This window comes from Elizabethkingia bruuniana (genome assembly GCF_002024805.1).
GTDB lineage: Bacteria > Bacteroidota > Bacteroidia > Flavobacteriales > Weeksellaceae > Elizabethkingia > Elizabethkingia bruuniana.
The window spans coordinates 2,698,724-2,715,652 of record NZ_CP014337.1 but is presented as its reverse complement, the minus strand read 5'-3'; the positions used below and the strand labels follow the sequence as shown (position 1 = coordinate 2,715,652).

The 16,929-nt window shown below is 36.7% G+C and carries 18 protein-coding genes; 8 read left to right on the top strand and 10 right to left on the bottom strand.

Features of this window, described 5'->3' with window-relative positions; all coding sequences use genetic code 11:
- Positions 1-34 precede the first annotated feature (34 nt).
- On the top strand, positions 35-1,237 hold the full coding sequence (locus AYC65_RS12585) for a CynX/NimT family MFS transporter (RefSeq protein ID WP_034866815.1): 1,203 nt from the start codon (positions 35-37) through the stop codon (positions 1,235-1,237).
- Positions 1,238-1,263: 26 nt separating this feature from the next.
- Here AYC65_RS12585 and AYC65_RS12580 read toward each other — a convergent pair whose 3' ends face one another.
- The 7 genes from AYC65_RS12580 to AYC65_RS12550 all read right to left on the bottom strand — a co-directional run bounded on the left by AYC65_RS12580 (position 1,264) and on the right by AYC65_RS12550 (position 6,573).
- Entirely contained in the window at positions 1,264-2,376 is a 1,113-nt protein-coding gene (locus AYC65_RS12580; protein WP_034866817.1) for a serine hydrolase domain-containing protein, read from the bottom strand.
- Between the two features lie 183 nt (positions 2,377-2,559).
- Positions 2,560-3,255 carry an alpha/beta hydrolase gene (locus AYC65_RS12575; RefSeq protein WP_034866818.1) on the bottom strand — a complete coding sequence of 232 codons (696 nt, stop codon included), beginning with the start codon at positions 3,253-3,255 and terminating at the stop codon, positions 2,560-2,562.
- Between the two features lie 62 nt (positions 3,256-3,317).
- Complete coding sequence (locus tag AYC65_RS12570; protein ID WP_034866820.1) at positions 3,318-3,902, bottom strand: Crp/Fnr family transcriptional regulator; 585 nt, start codon at positions 3,900-3,902, stop codon at positions 3,318-3,320.
- Positions 3,903-3,931: 29 nt separating this feature from the next.
- Positions 3,932-5,014 (bottom strand): serine hydrolase domain-containing protein, encoded by a 1,083-nt coding sequence (locus AYC65_RS12565; protein WP_078674577.1) that lies wholly within the window; start codon positions 5,012-5,014, stop codon positions 3,932-3,934.
- A gap of 14 nt (positions 5,015-5,028) precedes the next feature.
- On the bottom strand, positions 5,029-5,397 hold the full coding sequence (locus AYC65_RS12560; RefSeq protein WP_034866823.1) for a VOC family protein: 369 nt from the start codon (positions 5,395-5,397) through the stop codon (positions 5,029-5,031).
- Positions 5,398-5,399: 2 nt separating this feature from the next.
- The gene (locus AYC65_RS12555; RefSeq protein WP_034866824.1) at positions 5,400-5,777 is read right to left on the bottom strand and encodes a nuclear transport factor 2 family protein; all 378 of its coding nucleotides are present in this window, start codon (positions 5,775-5,777) and stop codon (positions 5,400-5,402) included.
- 22 nt (positions 5,778-5,799) lie between these two features.
- The gene (locus AYC65_RS12550; RefSeq protein ID WP_034866825.1) at positions 5,800-6,573 is read right to left on the bottom strand and encodes an MBL fold metallo-hydrolase; all 774 of its coding nucleotides are present in this window, start codon (positions 6,571-6,573) and stop codon (positions 5,800-5,802) included.
- Between the two features lie 196 nt (positions 6,574-6,769).
- Here AYC65_RS12550 and AYC65_RS12545 point away from each other — a divergent pair, with 196 nt between their 5' ends.
- The gene (locus AYC65_RS12545) at positions 6,770-8,035 is read left to right on the top strand and encodes a chloride channel protein (RefSeq protein WP_034866827.1); all 1,266 of its coding nucleotides are present in this window, start codon (positions 6,770-6,772) and stop codon (positions 8,033-8,035) included.
- Positions 8,036-8,049: 14 nt separating this feature from the next.
- Here AYC65_RS12545 and AYC65_RS12540 read toward each other — a convergent pair whose 3' ends face one another.
- The 3 genes from AYC65_RS12540 to AYC65_RS12530 form a co-directional block, all read right to left on the bottom strand.
- Positions 8,050-8,886, bottom strand: coding sequence for a GLPGLI family protein (locus tag AYC65_RS12540; protein ID WP_034866828.1), 837 nt, complete (start codon positions 8,884-8,886; stop codon positions 8,050-8,052).
- 30 nt (positions 8,887-8,916) lie between these two features.
- A complete protein-coding gene (locus AYC65_RS12535) occupies positions 8,917-9,159 on the bottom strand; it encodes a hypothetical protein (RefSeq protein ID WP_034866831.1) in 243 nt (80 codons plus the stop codon).
- 186 nt (positions 9,160-9,345) lie between these two features.
- A complete protein-coding gene (locus AYC65_RS12530) occupies positions 9,346-10,836 on the bottom strand; it encodes an aminotransferase-like domain-containing protein (protein ID WP_034866833.1) in 1,491 nt (496 codons plus the stop codon).
- A gap of 61 nt (positions 10,837-10,897) precedes the next feature.
- On the opposite strand from AYC65_RS12530, the gene AYC65_RS12525 reads away from it, so the two are divergent.
- The 6 genes from AYC65_RS12525 to AYC65_RS12500 all read left to right on the top strand — a co-directional run bounded on the left by AYC65_RS12525 (position 10,898) and on the right by AYC65_RS12500 (position 16,813).
- On the top strand, positions 10,898-11,527 hold the full coding sequence (locus tag AYC65_RS12525) for a hypothetical protein (protein WP_034866835.1): 630 nt from the start codon (positions 10,898-10,900) through the stop codon (positions 11,525-11,527).
- Positions 11,502-12,608, top strand: coding sequence for an aminotransferase class I/II-fold pyridoxal phosphate-dependent enzyme (locus tag AYC65_RS12520; RefSeq protein ID WP_034866837.1), 1,107 nt, complete (start codon positions 11,502-11,504; stop codon positions 12,606-12,608). The genes AYC65_RS12525 and AYC65_RS12520 overlap by 26 nt, the downstream gene beginning before the upstream one ends.
- 215 nt (positions 12,609-12,823) lie before the next feature.
- Positions 12,824-13,444 carry a dethiobiotin synthase gene (bioD, locus tag AYC65_RS12515; RefSeq protein WP_034866839.1) on the top strand — a complete coding sequence of 207 codons (621 nt, stop codon included), beginning with the start codon at positions 12,824-12,826 and terminating at the stop codon, positions 13,442-13,444.
- 57 nt (positions 13,445-13,501) lie between these two features.
- Positions 13,502-14,497: a biotin synthase BioB gene (gene bioB, locus AYC65_RS12510; protein ID WP_034866840.1), complete on the top strand. Its 996-nt coding sequence runs from the start codon at positions 13,502-13,504 to the stop codon at positions 14,495-14,497.
- Positions 14,482-15,750 (top strand): adenosylmethionine--8-amino-7-oxononanoate transaminase, encoded by a 1,269-nt coding sequence (gene bioA, locus AYC65_RS12505; protein ID WP_034866842.1) that lies wholly within the window; start codon positions 14,482-14,484, stop codon positions 15,748-15,750. The genes bioB and bioA overlap by 16 nt, the downstream gene beginning before the upstream one ends.
- A 175-nt stretch (positions 15,751-15,925) precedes the next feature.
- On the top strand, positions 15,926-16,813 hold the full coding sequence (locus AYC65_RS12500) for an alkaline phosphatase (RefSeq protein WP_034866844.1): 888 nt from the start codon (positions 15,926-15,928) through the stop codon (positions 16,811-16,813).
- Positions 16,814-16,929 lie beyond the last annotated feature (116 nt).

Below are 16,929 nucleotides of genomic sequence, written 5' to 3'. Positions count from 1 at the left end.
ACGTAATTACTTTTGTACCCTAATCTTTATGACGATGAAATACGAAACAAGAAAAGAAGCCTCAGTTTTTTTATTACTGATTAATGTTTTAGTTGTTATACTGGTATCCAGTAACCTCAGATCTCCTATAACGGCTGTTGGTCCGGTATTGGATCAGATAGGGAGCACCCTGCATCTGGACCATTTTCAGAGCAGTCTGCTGACTTCTATCCCTTTATTTATGTTCGCCAGTTGTTCGGTATTGGTTAGTCGTTTTTCACATAAACTCAGCATTAACAGATTTTTACTTTATGCACTTATTATACTTAGTTTTGGCCTGTTTCTAAGGGTGTTTGGCTCTGTATGGACTCTATTTGCAGGCTCTGTTTTTATTGGTCTTGGGATTGCCATTGGTAATGTAATAACACCCGGGTATATCAAAAATAATTTTCCAAAACAGATTGGCCTTATGACCGGAATATTTGCTGTAGCAATGAATCTTACTGCTGCTCTGGCGTCCGGCTACAGTATCAGTATCGGGAAATGGACAGGATATGGCTGGCAGGGTTCTCTGGGGATATGGCTTGTTATTGCATTACTAGCTTTATTGGTTGTTGTACTAGAGCTCATTTTCAATAAAAGTACAGCACAGCAACAGAAAACAGATATGACCAAATCGGATTTTAATATGTTTAAATCGGCTCAGGCATGGAATATTAGTATATTTATGGGATTGCAGTCTTTGGTATATTATAGCCTTGTATCCTGGCTGCCTGCTGTTTTAGGTGACTACGGAATGACAGGTAATGCACCGGGTTGGGTATTGTTTGCCATTCAGATTGCGATGCTTCCTATTACATTTGTGGGGCCTATTATAGCTAATAAGATGAAAGATCAGAAAATTATGATATTTTTTGTCTGTGTACCTATGCTGGCAAGTGTACTTATGTTTGCATGGCTTAAGTCTGACTGGGTCTATTTTACAGCTGTATTATTGGGACTGTCAAACGGATTATCGTTCAGTCTTTCGATTCTGTTTTTCTCACTGCGTACAAAGTCCAGTGCCAATGCCATTAAAATATCCGGAATGGCACAATCTGTTGGTTATCTTATAGCAGCCTTCGGACCTCCGGTATTTGGTAAGTTACATGATTGGGGTTCTGGTTGGCAGAGTTCTTTTTATTTTTTGGCAGCTGCAGTTCTTCTGATGTTCTTTTTCGGATTCAGAGCAGCAGGCAGGAGATATGTAGAAGATTAAATATCTCAACTAAATAATAACCGTATTTATCTGTCGAATTTTTTTATTTCTAATTTTTGGGATAAGCCCTTTATATACCACGATGCAATAGCCCGTGAGAACTGAGGATATAATTCTCCGTCATTTGATAAGGTAATTATGGTTATTTTCTCTTTCGGGAATCTTAAAACATCTCCAAGTCCCGGACCACCGCTATGTCCTCCATAATATATATTTCCGTCGTTTTCCAAGGCCCAGCCTACTTTTGAGAATTCAGCGGTTTTATCTCCCAGTTTTTCGCTGCTGTATACCAGTTCATTTGCGAAATCCAATGGGAATAATCTACTCTTATCCAGTCCGGCTGCCCAGTTAGCCATATCATTAATAGACGCGAAATATCCACCTCCCGGATAGGTATATTGTGGATAAAGAAACTTATAACTAACCAGTTTACCGGCATCGTCGTAATAGGTAATCACTTTTTCTTTTATCAAATCTGTCTTTAGAAACCTGCCATCTACTTTATATTCCATATCATATCCGCCATCAGTCATACCCAATGGAATAATTACTTCGTCATGCAAAATTTTGGTAAAGGGCTTGTTGTATATTTTTTCGAAAATATAGGACAATACCATGAAATCCGACTGTCCATATTGTTCTTTTGTCCCGGGTTCAAAAATCAATGGTTTATCTTTTAGCTGTTTTACGATTTCTTTAGTAGGCAGATAGGTATTGCTCTCATAAAATTCAGGGATTCCACTGGAATGGCTAATCAGATTTGTTATTTTTATTTTTTTCCACGCTTCAGGAATTGAATCCAGATATTTACCCAGCGATTCATACAAGTCTATTTTTTTATTATAAATGCTTTTCAGCAAGAGAGTAGAGGTAAGTAGTTTGGTACAAGAGGCAATTTGAAAAGCAGAATGTGGTGTAACTTTATCATTCCATTCTATATTCGCTGTTCCGTACACAGTTTTCTTCACTATTTTTCCGTTTTTTATTACAGCAACAGCAATAGCCGGAATGCTGAGGTCTTTCATCTTTTTCTGAATAAAGGCATCTGTTTTTCGGTTTGCCTCATCATAATTTACTTCCTGTGCAGAAATTTGCTGGCACACGATGAATGCTAAAAAGCTAATTAAGATTGGTTTCATATTAATAAAAGCTTGGTAAAAAAACACATATAACTAATTATTTAGTTATGTAAAGTTAGATAAAGATTTGATATGTACAACTATTTTATTAGTGATATATAAAATTATTTTGTTATGATTTCCAACAAAAAATAAAAACCTCCCTGAAAAGGGAGGTTTTAGATTATAAATAAACCGAAAATTTTAATACATAACGCTTACAGCCTCCTTAATAAGAGCTGTAACTTCTTTTGGATGTGTTGCCAATGATGCATGGCTGGCATCCAGATGTAAAATCCTTCTCGGGTCCATACGTTCTGCCATTTCTTTCTGTGTGGCTGGTGGTATCATATGATCCTGATCGGAAACCTGATACCAGTTTGGTTTGGTTTTCCACGCAGGCTCACCAGCTTCTGTTCCGAAAATACTTCCGTGAATTGGTTTTTGTGATAAAGACATTACCACTGAATCATCAGGATTCAGATCCTGTGCAAAGCTCTCATGGAATTTGTCATATTTGATCCATAAGAAACCTTTGGAATCCGGGTAAATATTGGCAGCGCCTGAGGGCTGTTCTCTTCTGGCAAAAATACCACCCAGGCTTTCACCCTTATCTGGTGCAAAGGCTGCAATATATACAAGGCCAATAACTTTGTCGTGATGGCCTGCGCCAGAAATTACGGCTCCACCATAAGAATGACCTACAAGAATGACTCTGCCTTCCTGCATGTCAATAAGGTCTTTTGTTTTCTGAATATCATCTTCTAAAGATGTTAATGGCAGTTGAACACTTCTTACAATATAGTCTTCATTGTGAAGATTTTCGATAACGTGTCTCCAGTGCGATCCATCGCCCCAGGCTCCATGAACTAAAATAACTGTTACGCTGTTTGTTTCCATAATGTTATGTTTTGGTAGTAACAAATATATAACTGGTCGCGGCTAAAAATGCTTCACTTAAGTTAATGTTTTACAGTTCTGTTTCTGATTCTGCTCAGAGATTGTGGTTTTATCCCTAAATAGCTTGCAATATGTTTCAAAGGAATTAACTGGAAAACCTGAGGGTTTTCTGATAATAAATTATAATATCTTCTTTCCGGAACGTAGTACAAAAGCTCTTCTATTCTTTTCTGGGCACTTAGATAAATTACTTCTGTCATTTTTCTTCCGAATTCCTGCCAGTATGCTTCTTTCCGATACAATTTTTGCAAATCATCTTTATGTAACAACATAATTTCGGAGTCTTTCAAAGCTTTAATATTCATTTTGGATTTTACATTTTGAAGAATACTTTCATAATCTGTGAAAAAATGATGGTTGAAATGAAAATTAAAGTTTATATCTTCTCCGTTTTCATTGATATAGAATGTTCGCATAAGTCCTTCTTTCAGAAAACCTAAATATTCACACTGTTCACCTTCTTTCAGAAAGTATTCAGATTTTCTTAAGGTTATTTTTTTCAAATAGCTGCAAAATTCTTCATAATGCTCCCTGTCTACTAAAAATAATGGTCCGTATGTTTCATAGTCATCAAGTATTTCTTTCATGCTTGTGTTTTATCTTTTTCTGGCTAAAGTTATTGTCCGTAATAAGCAGAGATTAATCTTTCTCTCATTTTGTTCAGGTATTTAATATCCTTGGTATTAGACAAAATAATCAATGAGATATTTTTATCAACCAAATGTACCCAATTAGCACTATGTCCATAACCTTCTCCCTGGCGTTCTGCAAATAACGTATTTATGGTGCCAAACTTTTTAGGATAAACCCAAAGGCCTAAAGCAACATCTCCTAACTCTTTATTTGATGTAAGCATGGTATCCAGAGTAGATTTTTTAATTATGGTATGGTTAAAAACTGCCTGATCAAATATTAGTAAATCTTTTGGTGTGGAATACATTGCGCCCGCAGCGTAAAAATTATCGATATAAGTATTGGTTGGGGTATGAAGTGCAAATGCATCAGATTCGTCTGCAACATAGCCATCATCAATATTCTGCATAATAGCATTATGATGCAACATGCCTGTATTGGACATCTTAAGAGGGGTTAATATTTCTTCCTTCAAAACCTGTTCAAAAGACTTTTTGTATATTTTTTCAATAATTTTTCCTAGTAGGATATAATCACCATTATTGTAACTAAACTTCGTGCCTGGCTGATCCACTAATTTTTCAGAAAGATATGTATTAATAAAATCGTCCAGATCCCAGATCGTATTATCATATGCCTGATGAATAAATTCAGGAGAGCTGATATCCTTATTTTCACGTCCGCTGCTGTAGGTTAGTAAATTTCTTATCGACGCTTTTTTAGCTGCCTCGCCTTTGTATTCTGGATAATAGGTTGCTATTGGGGCATCCAGATTTATTTTACCTCTTTCATACAATTGCATAATTAATACCGCAGTAAATGTTTTGGTAAGTGAGAAAATATGAAACTTTGTTTTGTCCGAAAAGCTGATGTTATAATGCCTGTCTGCAAGTCCGGTGTATGTAAGCAATTCTGTTTTTCCGTTTTTTGCCAGAAGAACAGCACCATTGAAATTGTCTTTTTTTATACTTGTGTCTATTACTTTTTCCACATTTTGAATTTGTGGATAAATAACATTCATTACAAATATTAAAAATCCTGATAGTGTGTTTTTAGTATTGTTCATATCAGTGCTGTATTTTATTCAGAAATAATAAGATAATAGTTGTCCGGATCCCTCAGAATAAACTGATTTTTAAGAGAATTTTCATTGTAATGAATTTCTTTTTCTATTGCTGCATTCAGAATTTTGGCGTTTTCTAAGATGCTATTGATATTACTGACTCTGAAAAATAAAATAAGACCGTTGCCATTTTCTTTTTCTGCCTCCAGCATTGTAGGGTGGTCATGCTCACCCCATTTATGAAGACACAAGATTACGGTATCGTTATCTTTTAGTATTTCGAAAGTTTCTCCACCATGAGCGCTGCTACAGTTTAATAATTTCTGGTAGAACTGTGAACTTTTGGATACATTTTTTACGGCAATTATGGTTTCTGTTCTTACCATACTTAGCTTATATCTGTTAGTTCAATTATTCTGTCATCTGAAAATTTAAAAATGGATTTGCCCGTTAATTTGAGTTCATTTCCTTTTTTTAATCCGTTTGGCATATCTGTAGCCAAAACAGCGTAGTGATCTATTTCGATCTCAGTTTGATCTTCGGCGTGTTTTACAGATATGATATTTTGTTGTCTTTCGGTGAAGTAAGTTTTAGTAAGTTCAGCCTGTTGTCTGAACTCTTTTTTTCCTTGTAAAAGCAGGTTAGTTTCCCCATCCTGAATATTTTTAAAAATAATATTGTCGTGGAGGTTAGCTACCATTCCGGGAATGTCAAACTGGTTGTAAGCATTAATATAACTTCTGATAATATGTTCTTTTCTGCTCATATGATTGGGTGTTTCTCTTAGATTAGTGTACTGTTTCAGGGGTATAGCGTCTGAACTCTTCTATGTCATGATAGCCAAATACTTCAATTTCAGGATGTTCTTCAATTAGCTTTCGTATTTTGCTGATACTCACCAGACGCAGGTCATCATTTTCAGCACGCATTCTGGCTAATTCATTTACAGGATGACTGCTGTCGCTTAACTCTGCTCTCAGATAATAAGCATCTGCAATGTAAAATATCCATTTATTGTTCGCTTTTATAGCAATACCACAATGTCCTGTAGTATGTCCAAAAAGAGGAATGAGGTAAATTTCGGTTTCGGTATTTACATCAATTTTTCGTGCTTCAAAGCCATACCATTCATCGGTTTTTTCAGCATATGTTTTAACGGCTGGTTGATTAGCCATTGGCAATTTCAGGTATCTTGGATTTCCGGAATTAAAACTTTCATATTCTTCAGACCCTATATGTACAGTTGCCAGAGGAAAATCGGCAACACCGCCAATATGATCGTTATCCATATGAGATATAATACAATCGGTCACCTGTTTTGGATCAAAACCCAAACCTTCAATTTGTCGTATAACAGTCATATCTTCGCTAAAACGATAACCTACCATATCAATAAGCTGCTGACCTATTCTTTCCACGGGATTTTGTGTGTCCAAAAGCCCGATACCTGTATCAATAAGGATAAGTTTGTTGTTTTCTTTTATAAGCAAACAGTGTCCACATACATTATCATGAAGTGGAGAAACAATTCGTACACAGTTTAGGTGGTGTATTTCGGTCATATATTTTGCTTATTATTAAATGCAGCCGGCCATGTCTGACTGTATTTGCAATTTACTGAAAATTCATAAATTTTATGCAGTTATTTTTCTGAATAACAATGCTTTTGCTGAATATAGATATTGTTTCTGTATATTTTGAAAAAAAATATGATTGTTGTAATTTTGCAGAGCATTTTTCAATGCATAAATCTTTGACATGGAAAGAAAAAAGGTCATTATTCGACATTACTTCAGACTTGTATTATTATCATTGTTGGTGGGACTAATATGTGCATTGCTGGCTTTCTCTCTAAAGCATATTACTGAACATCTTGAAGAAAAACTTTTTTCTCTGGCAAAAGAGTATAACTCTTTATTATTTATTGTGCTACCTACTATTGGTATTACGGCAATTTATTTTCTTAGAAAATATTTTTTTCAGAACAGAAAAAATAAAGGGATTACAGAAATTTATAAAACACTGGATCAACGAAAAGATCATTTACCTTTTTTCAAAATACCATCTCATTATCTGAATGGTTTTCTTACGGTAATCTTCGGAGGTTCTACAGGTGTTGAGGTTTCCACTGTTGTTGCTACAGCGACTGTTGGTAATATGGCTTATGAACGAGGTTTTTCTGCAAAAATGTATAAACGCGAACTGATCTGTGCCGGAGTAACTGCCGGAGTAGCCATTTTGTTCGGGAGCCCACTGGCTGGTTGGTTATTTGCGATGGAAGTTATAGCCCGCAGGATCAATAAATCACTGGCAATAAGCTGCACAGCATCCGCTCTTATTGCAGGATTATTCATCTTTTTATTCGATAGTAAACCTTTACTGGATATTAGTATTAGTGGTTGGAAATGGTCGGCATTACCGTTTTTTGTGATACTAAGTTTACTGGGTGGGATTTTGTCAGTTTATTTTACCGTTTTGGTTATCCGTATCAAAGACTTTTTCTCAAAGATTGATAATAATTTTCTTCGCGTAAATCTGGGCGCTCTTATTGTGGGAAGTATGATTTTCTTTTTGCCTGTATTGTACGGTGATAGCTACCATGGACTTAAAGGTATTCTGAATCAGGCTTTACATCATAAAGAAGTATCCATGCTTTTACTTTTAGTTCTGGTATTTCTGAAGCCTGTAGCATCTTCTTTAACTCTTGGTGCTGGTGGCGATGGTGGTGTATTTGCACCGAGTATTGTTTCGGGTGCATTGCTGGGATTATTATTTGCTTTGGCATGTAATACTTACCTTCATACAGATCTTATTCTTATCAATTTTGTCTTGGTTGGGGCTGCAGCAACTTTGTCTGCATCAATCTATGCTCCATTAACAGCTCTTTTTCTGGTTTGCAGTTTAGTGCCTAATGGTTATTTATTATTTTTTCCTTTGCTGTTGGGAAGCTTTGTTTCGAAGTTTTTTGCACAGCGCTTACTACCTTACAATGTATATACTTATGGAATGAAAGCAGGTAAGTGATGGGTGTTTTGGATTTATTCAGGATAAGTAACAGCTTTGTCTAACTCCAAAGGGTTATAGTATTTCTTTATTCTGCTTTGTTCATTAGTCTTCGCCTCTCTTAATTCTTGTGTTTTTGTATATTCTTTTTTAATGGTAACGTCATAAAGACTGAAACTTTCACTACTCAACAAGTGTTTATAGGGTTCGATATAGTGGTCTAATAATAGTCTCTGATAAATAGCCAGTGTAATGTCTATTGGTTTTTTACCTCTTTGTCTCTCAAGTATATTAGTTGTCTCTGAAGCTTTTGAAAGCTTCGTTACTTTGGTTAGTTCATAGTGATAATGGTTCTGAGAATCATATATTTCTACAATCAGCCCAGGTAGACCGCTGAACTTATAGGGGCCTTCGGGAATGGGAATATTCTGTGTGAACCATGCTGTCCATTTCCTCCCTCCGAAATTGGTAACAGCTTTTTGTAATTGGTATCCCTTCTCATTCTTTTCTTCTTTTGTGATCTCCCAGTTGAACTGATCTTTAGACTGTAATCGATAAAAATCGTCATAGGCGATATTGTGAAAGGTCTGGTTGATTTGATCTGATTTTGATTTCAGTAAGTTCTGATCAAAACCTGTATTCATATATCCGCTTCCTCCTTTCTTGACCAGAATAGAATCATGTTGGTAAATATCCATATCATAAAACTTTTTTACACTTGGTGTTATTTCCAAGGCCGTATTGAATTTTTGAGGGTACTTGCTTAGTGTATCTTCTATCTGACTTAATTCATATTCAAAACGTATTGACTGAGCTTTAGTATGTATAGGAAAAATAATAACGGATAGTAAGAGTAGTAATACTTTTTTCATATTCAAAATAATAATGAAAAGCCATTTTTTCTAATAATCAATATCTTGATTTGCTTTCGTTTCTTTATTTTCTTTGTCTGTTTTAGGACAAATATTTGTTTCCCAGGAACCTCCACCATTACATCCAACATGTTTTCCATCTATGCTGGAACACCCTGCAGGGCATGTAACTTCAATGTTTTTACCATTAGAACATGTAGTAGAACAAGTCGAATTGAAACCTCCTATTACGGTTCTAAGGGCATTCCTTGAAAGAGATTTGAAATTTTCCATATCAAAATTTTTTCTGATTAATGATTTAAAATTAAATAATATTTTCAGATAAAAATGGTAAATTATTATTAATATTTTAATAATTAATGTAAAATAATCTTAATTTATGTATTTGCTGGGGATGTGAATAATAAACCTGGGAATGATATAGATGAAATGGGAATAGTGTATTAAATAATATGTTAATTATTTCTTCAGTGACTCATTTGCTTGGCGAAGGATTTGTAATGATTTATTCATTTCATCTTCTTCTAAATGGCCGTAGCCCAATCTGAGAGCAGTAAAGTCTTTGTTTTGATATAATAATGTACGGGGAATAAAAAGATCATGTTGCTGGCAGTGAGCACTTAGCTGAAAGAGATTGACTGGTGACTGCCATTCCATCCATACCGCCAGTCCGCCGGAAGGAATGCTGAACTTTATCTGACCTCCAAGATGTTCCTGAAGTAAGTTCGTGAACAAGTCTCTTCGTTCTTTATATATTTTCGCAGATTTCTTCAGATGCCGGTTAATTTCTCCTTCAGCAATCATTTCGCCCAACGCCTGTTCCATAATAATATCTCCTTGTCTGTCTATAATCCCCAGATATTTACGCATTTCTGTCATCAGGTTTTCAGGTGCTACAATAAAACCGGTACGGAAACCCGGGGCCAGAGATTTACCAAATGAACCTACATAGATTACCATGCCATCGGTATCCGAACTGGCCATAGGCAATATCGCAGAATTGTCATAATGAAATTCGAAATCATAGTCATCCTCTACAATGGCGAAACCATACTGTGAAGCCAGAGACAGTAATTCAATACGTCGCTGGGCACTAAGAGGTACTGTAGTCGGATAGTGGTGGTGAGGCGTAAGGTAAAGCATTCTAATCTTGGTCTTTTTACAAAGCTCTTCTATAAGGTCGGTACGAATGCCCTCCTCATCTACCGGAATAGTTTTAATAACAGCGCCGGATTTCTGAAAGATCATATTTACGGCAAAATAGCTGGGATCTCCTACAACGACCATATCGCCTTCGGATAGAAGAATTTCAGAGATAATGTAAATGCTCATTTCCGTACTTCTGGTAATGAGAAGATTGTTTTTACTGATATGAAGACCCCTGCTCAGGTTAAGATACTGAGCAAGATGTTCTTTAAAGTATTCGCTGCCTTCAGTATTATAATAACCTATTTTTTTATAACTACTTTTACGCTTCAGATTCGCACTGTAAAAGCTGGAATAGTTTCCAATCTGCGATAATCGTGTATCTGGTACACCATCGTTAAAAATATAAGTACACGACGAATGTTCAAAAGGATTGTCCAGAAGATTACTTTGGCGAAAACTAAAGCCTGTCTGTTGTGGATAAGTTGCAAGATCCTGTCTTTTCGGCGTCTTTATATTAATGTTTTTGGTGCTTCCGCTTTCAATGACGAATGTACCTTTGTTCGGAATTGTCTCTACCCATCCCTGTGCATCCAGTTCTTCATATGCGGCAATAACCGTTTTCCGGTGCACTTCCAGAATAATACTCATATTTCTGGTTCCCAGTAATTTCATTCCTTTCATCAGATAGCCCCGCTGGATAGCATTGATCATCTGATGAACAATCTGTAAATATACAGGTCGTGACGATTTTTTATCTATATAGATTATTTTCTTATATAAAAACTGATCCGGACTACTCATTATTTTAAATCTGGTACCATTTAAGGTCCGGCAAGATAATAATTTTGCTTCAAATAATAATATGCAAAAAATAATAGAAGCAATTATCCGGAACAATGAGATGCATGCGAAATGGCTGAATACACTTTCCTTTATGGAAAATGCTGGTGCCCGGAAAATATCTGCCTGTGAAGATCCGGTAACGGTAGATCTTATACAGCTAAAGCATGCTGCAGAAGAACACCGTCATGCTTATTATCTGAAAAAACAAATCCTGAAGCTGATACCGGACTACTGTATTAATTATAAAGCAGATGAAATGCTGGCACAGGGATATACCCGACAATATCTTCACAGATTGGATATGCAGGCCAGTCGTTTTCTGAAAGATACTTTTCAGTTAGACGGAAAAGCACTTCGATATGCCTCTTACCTGTTCGTAACTTATGCAATAGAAGTAAGAGCAGATGAGCTTTATCCTGTTTATCAGGAAGCATTGGATAAAGCGAAATCCAGAGTAATGGTGAAGTCTATTATTCTGGAAGAAGAAGGTCATCTGGAGGAAATGATTCAGCAGCTGGAACGTTTCCACGAGAACTGGGAAAGCTATGCCGATGAAGTTCTGAAAATAGAGAATGAACTATTTCAGGACTGGATCAATGCGGTGGGAAGAGAAGTATTATCTTATGAATCAGCCGGAGCATTGGCATAAGGTATTAGCGGACAGGCGGGAAAATGGAAATTACCGCAGTCTGAAAATACAGGAAGAAGGTGTTGATTTTTTTTCCAATGATTATCTGGGAATTGCAGGTAACAAAGCTTTTCAGCAACATTTACTCGAATTGTTAAATATAAATCCGGAACTGCTTTCCGGAGCTACAGGATCACGATTGATTAGCGGTAACAGTCTTGTTTATGTACAAGCGGAAGAGTTTATTGCCAAAATCCATCAGTTAGAAAATGCCTTATTGTTTCCGTCAGGATACAAAGCGAATCTCGCATTGTTTTCCTGTATTGCAGGCAGGAATCAGACCATATTGATAGATGAGCTGGTACACCGTTCTGTATACGATGGTTGTGCTTTGTCTTATGCTCAGAAAAAGAAATTCAGACATAATGATCTAAATCATTTAGAGTATTTATTATCCCGTGCAACAGGACCCGTATTTATCGCTGTGGAAAGTCTGTATTCCATGGATGGAGACTTTGCTCCGCTAGAAGAAATTGTTACACTGGCAGAACGATATGGTGCCTGGGTAATTGTGGATGAAGCTCATACAGTAGGAGTATTTGGAAAAGGATTAGTTCACCGGCATAATTTACAGAACCGTGTTCTTGCTACAGTGATAACATATGGAAAAGCTTTTGGAATGCAAGGCGCAGTAGTAGCGGGGAGCAGTGTACTAAAAGAATACCTTGTCAATTTTGCTTCACCATTTATTTATTCCACTGCAATGCAGGGATATCAGGTACAGGGGATTGTTGAGGCTTATCAGTTTCTTGAGACTTATCCACATTTAGAAAATGAATTACAAAACAATATAGAATACTTTCGGCAACACCAGATTCATTCTTTGTCTCAAAGTAAGAGTCCTGTACAAATTGTACAATTCCCTGCTGTGGAAAAACTTTGTAAAGCCACACAAGAGCTAAAACAACAAAAGATAAATACTTATCCCATCTTTTCTCCCACGGTAAAAACTGGAAGCGAGCGTTTGCGGATTACACTGCATCAGTTCAATTCAATTACAGAAATAGATGAATTGGCCAGGATAATTAAAAATAATTTATGAAAGTAATATCCAGGCTAATTTGATTACAAAAGAGATAAATGACTGTTTCAAACCACATAGAAACATAGATTTAATAATGAAGAATAAAGTTTTGCATAGAAAATAAATTTTTACACATCAGCTATGTATTCTATATCAGTATCGAAGATACCTTGGTATAACGGTACACGGCTATGTGTCTATGTGATTGAAAAAAATAACAAGAAAATAACAGAATGAATACTAAATATTTTATAACAGGAATTGGTACAGGAGTTGGCAAAACAATCACCTCTGCTATATTAAGGCAATACTTTCAAGCAGATTACTGGAAACCTGTACAGTCCGGAGATCTGGATCAGTCAGATAGTATGCTGGTGAGGGAATTGACCAGTGATGAATTGAGAATACATCCTGAGCGATTCCGTTTGCAATATCCGGCATCGCCACATCAGTCTGCGGCCATGGAAGGAATAGAGATAAAGATTAATGATTTTCAGTTACCTGTGGCAGAGAATATACTTTTGGTAGAAGGTGCTGGAGGGTTATTTGTTCCGCTAAACCACAGGGAATTTATAATTGACCTTATCGAACATTTTAATATCCCGGTTATTCTTGTCGTCAGAGATTATCTGGGTTGTATTAATCATACACTTCTTTCTCTGGAAGTACTAAAATTAAGGAATATCGAAGTTGCTTATGTTGTTTTCAACGGAAACTTTGTTCCGGAAACCAGAGAAGTCCTGCTGAAGCATATTCCGGAAAATTCAAGAATAATAGAGTTACCCGAGGTCAACGATCTTACAAGAGTATCGATTCAGGAAGTGGTTGACAGTATTCAGCGAAATTTAAAGTAAAAGAAACAAATACCGGTAAATACTGATATTAAAAAATAAAAGTAAAAATCAAACAAAATGGCTAAAGAAAGAACATTGCGTCACGACTGGACAAAAGAAGAGTTACTGGAGATTTATAATAAACCATTAATGGAGCTTATTTATGAAGCTGCAACGGTACATCGCGAATGGCATAAAGCAGATGAGGTACAGATATCAACATTGCTGTCAGTAAAAACAGGGGGCTGTCCTGAAGATTGTTCTTATTGTGGACAGGCAGCGCGATATCATACAGATATTAAAGTACAGGCACTTTTGCCTACCGCAACTGTAATGGCCCATGCACAAAAAGCAAAAGAAAGAGGAGCTTCCCGTTTCTGCATGGCAGCTGCATGGCGAGAAGTGAGAGATAACAGAGATTTCGACCGTATTATAGATATGGTAAAAGGGGTGAACGATCTGGGATTGGAAGTTTGCTGTACTTTAGGAATGCTTAGTGAGTCACAGGCTAAAAGACTACAGGAAGCAGGTCTATATGCTTACAATCATAATCTGGATACTTCGGAGGAATATTATGATGAGATTATTTCCACCCGAAAATTTGATAACCGTATCAATACGATAAACAATGTGCGAAAAGCAGGAATTACGGTATGCTCCGGTGGTATTATCGGCTTAGGCGAAACTCATGGAGACCGCGTGGCAATGCTGAGAACTTTGGCTAATATGGAGATACATCCCGAATCGGTTCCGGTAAATGCTTTGGCACGAGTAAAAGGAACACCGCTGGAAAATAATCCAAAAGTAGATATATGGGAAATGGTAAGAATGATTGCAACAGCTCGTATTGCAATGCCTGCCTCTATGGTACGCCTTAGTGCCGGACGTATAGAAATGACAGAAGCTGACCAGGCATGGTGTTTTATGGCCGGGGCTAATTCTATTTTTACCGGCGAGCGGGAAACTTTATTAGTAACTCCGAATCCGGGCGTATCGGAAGATATGCAGATGCTTCTGAATTTAGGGCTGAAGCCTATGGTTAAAGAAAGAGAAACAGTATGCAGCAAGAGTTAATAGATCGGGATCGTAAAGTGAACTGGCATCCTTATACCCAAATGAAAACTGCCAGCCATATTCCCATAGTAAGAGGTGAAGGTTCTTATATTTATGATGCGGACGGGAAGAGGTATATAGATGCTGTATCTTCTTGGTGGGTAACTCTTCATGGGCATGCACATCCTTATATCGCTGCAAAAGTATCCGAGCAGTTGCAAACTTTGGAGCAGGTGATTTTTGCAGGTTTTACCCATCCAAATGCTATTGAATTATCAGAAAGACTTCTGACATTGCTTCCGGATAACCAGGAGAAAGTATTTTATACAGATAATGGCTCCACAGCAATAGAAGTTGCTCTGAAAATGTGCCTGCAATTCCACTATAACCGCGGTGAAAAAAAGAATAAAATTCTTGCTTTCAGAAATGGCTATCATGGTGACACTTTCGGGGCTATGTCGGTAAGCGGACGCGGGTTGTGGACAAATCCTTTTGGTGAACAACTTTTTGAGGTTTTATTTATAGATGTTCCAACAAAAGAAAATCTGAAAGAAATAAAATCTTATATAGATCTGCATGCAAGGGAGGCAGCATGCTTTGTATATGAACCTTTGGTGCAGGGAGCTGGTGGAATGCTGATGCATGAAGCAGAAGCCCTTTCAGAACTGATGCAGTTTTGTAAATCCAAAGAAATTTTGTTGATACAGGATGAAATATTTGTAGGTTTTGGACGTACAGGAAAATTATTTGCTGTTGATCATCTGTCGGAAATTCCTGATATCATGTGTTTTTCAAAAGGGCTTACAGGCGGAACACTTCCTTTAGGGATAACGACCTGTACAGAAGAAATATATAATGCTTTTTATTCAGACGATAAAACAAAAGCATTATTTCACGGGCATTCATTTACGGCAAGCCCTTTAGCCTGTGCAGCAGCACTCGCCAGTCTGGACCTATTGCTGCTAAAAGATACGCAGCGGAATATAGAACGTATTGTCAAACAGCATAAGGAATTTGGAGAAGTATTAAAAAAACATCCAAAAGTAAAAGAGGTACGTCAGGCAGGGACAATCTTTGCTATGGAATGGAGAATAAATGAGGAGACTTCCTATTTCAGTGACATGCACGAGATATTATATCCTTATTTCTTGCAGCGCGGTATACTAATGCGTCCGTTAGGAAATATCATTTATCTGGTGCCTCCTTACTGTACTACTAAAGAAGATCTAGAAGAAATTTACCATGTTATTTTAGAGGCTCTGGATATATTATAAATTTATAATCAGTAAAACAATTAGCCTTGTCAGAGTTCAAAATTCTGACAAGGTTTTGTAAATCATTTTTAATTATCTTTTCTTTTTAAATTATGTTAACTCTTAATAATACAGAATTTCCATATAACTCTCATAGTTTGTGTATCTTTGGTCAATAACCATTAAAATAATTATCATGAGAAAATCTGTTCTGATGTTGATGAGTTTTTTCATTGCATTGACAGTGTTTGCACAACAAAAAGTAAAACATGTAGTTCTTATCGGGTGCGATGGCTTTGGCGCCTATGCTTTGCCGGAAGCGGATATGCCCAACCTGAAAAATTTAATGAAAGAAGGTTCCTGGTCATTAAAAGCACGTTCTGTACTGCCTTCGTCCAGTGCTGTTAACTGGGCATCTATGATTATGGGAGCAGGTCCTACATTGCATGGCTATACCGAATGGAACAGTGCAGTTCCGGAGATTCCTTCCTCAGATCTTACAAAAGAAGGAATGTTTCCTTCCATTTTCAGTATACTAAAAGAGCAGCAACCTTCTTTGATAACAGCATTGATATACAGTTGGCAAGGGATTGATCCGTTAGTTCAGAAAGGAACAACAGATATAAGAATTCCTGCAAAAGATAATGACGATTTCTGTACAGATTCTGCTGTAGAAGTTATCAAAACTAAAAAACCAACATTAACATTTGTGCATTTAGATCAACCTGACGGAGTAGGGCATGATATAGGACATCGTACACCTGCTTATTATGAAGAATTAAAGAAGGTAGATGCGCGTATCGGAAAAATTGTACAGGCTGTTAAAGATGCAGGTATTGCCAACGAAACTGTAATTATTGTAACAGCCGATCATGGTGGTAAGGACAAGGGGCATGGCGGAAAATCTTTGGATGAGGTTCAGATTCCATGGGTTGCTTATGGTAAAGGAGTTAAAAAAGGACAGGAATTAAAAAATACAATTATCACTTACGATACAGGAGCTACTATTGCATGGCTGTTAGGATTAAAAGCACCGGAAAGTTGGAGAGGTCTTCCGGTAAGACAAGCTTTTCTTACTAAATAATAATTAATAAACCTTCTTTCTAAAGGCAGTCTGAATAGGACTGAAAAAAATCATATTAAAATAAAAGAGTTTTTTATCTTTTATTAATCTTTTTACTGTACATTTGTCATAGAAAA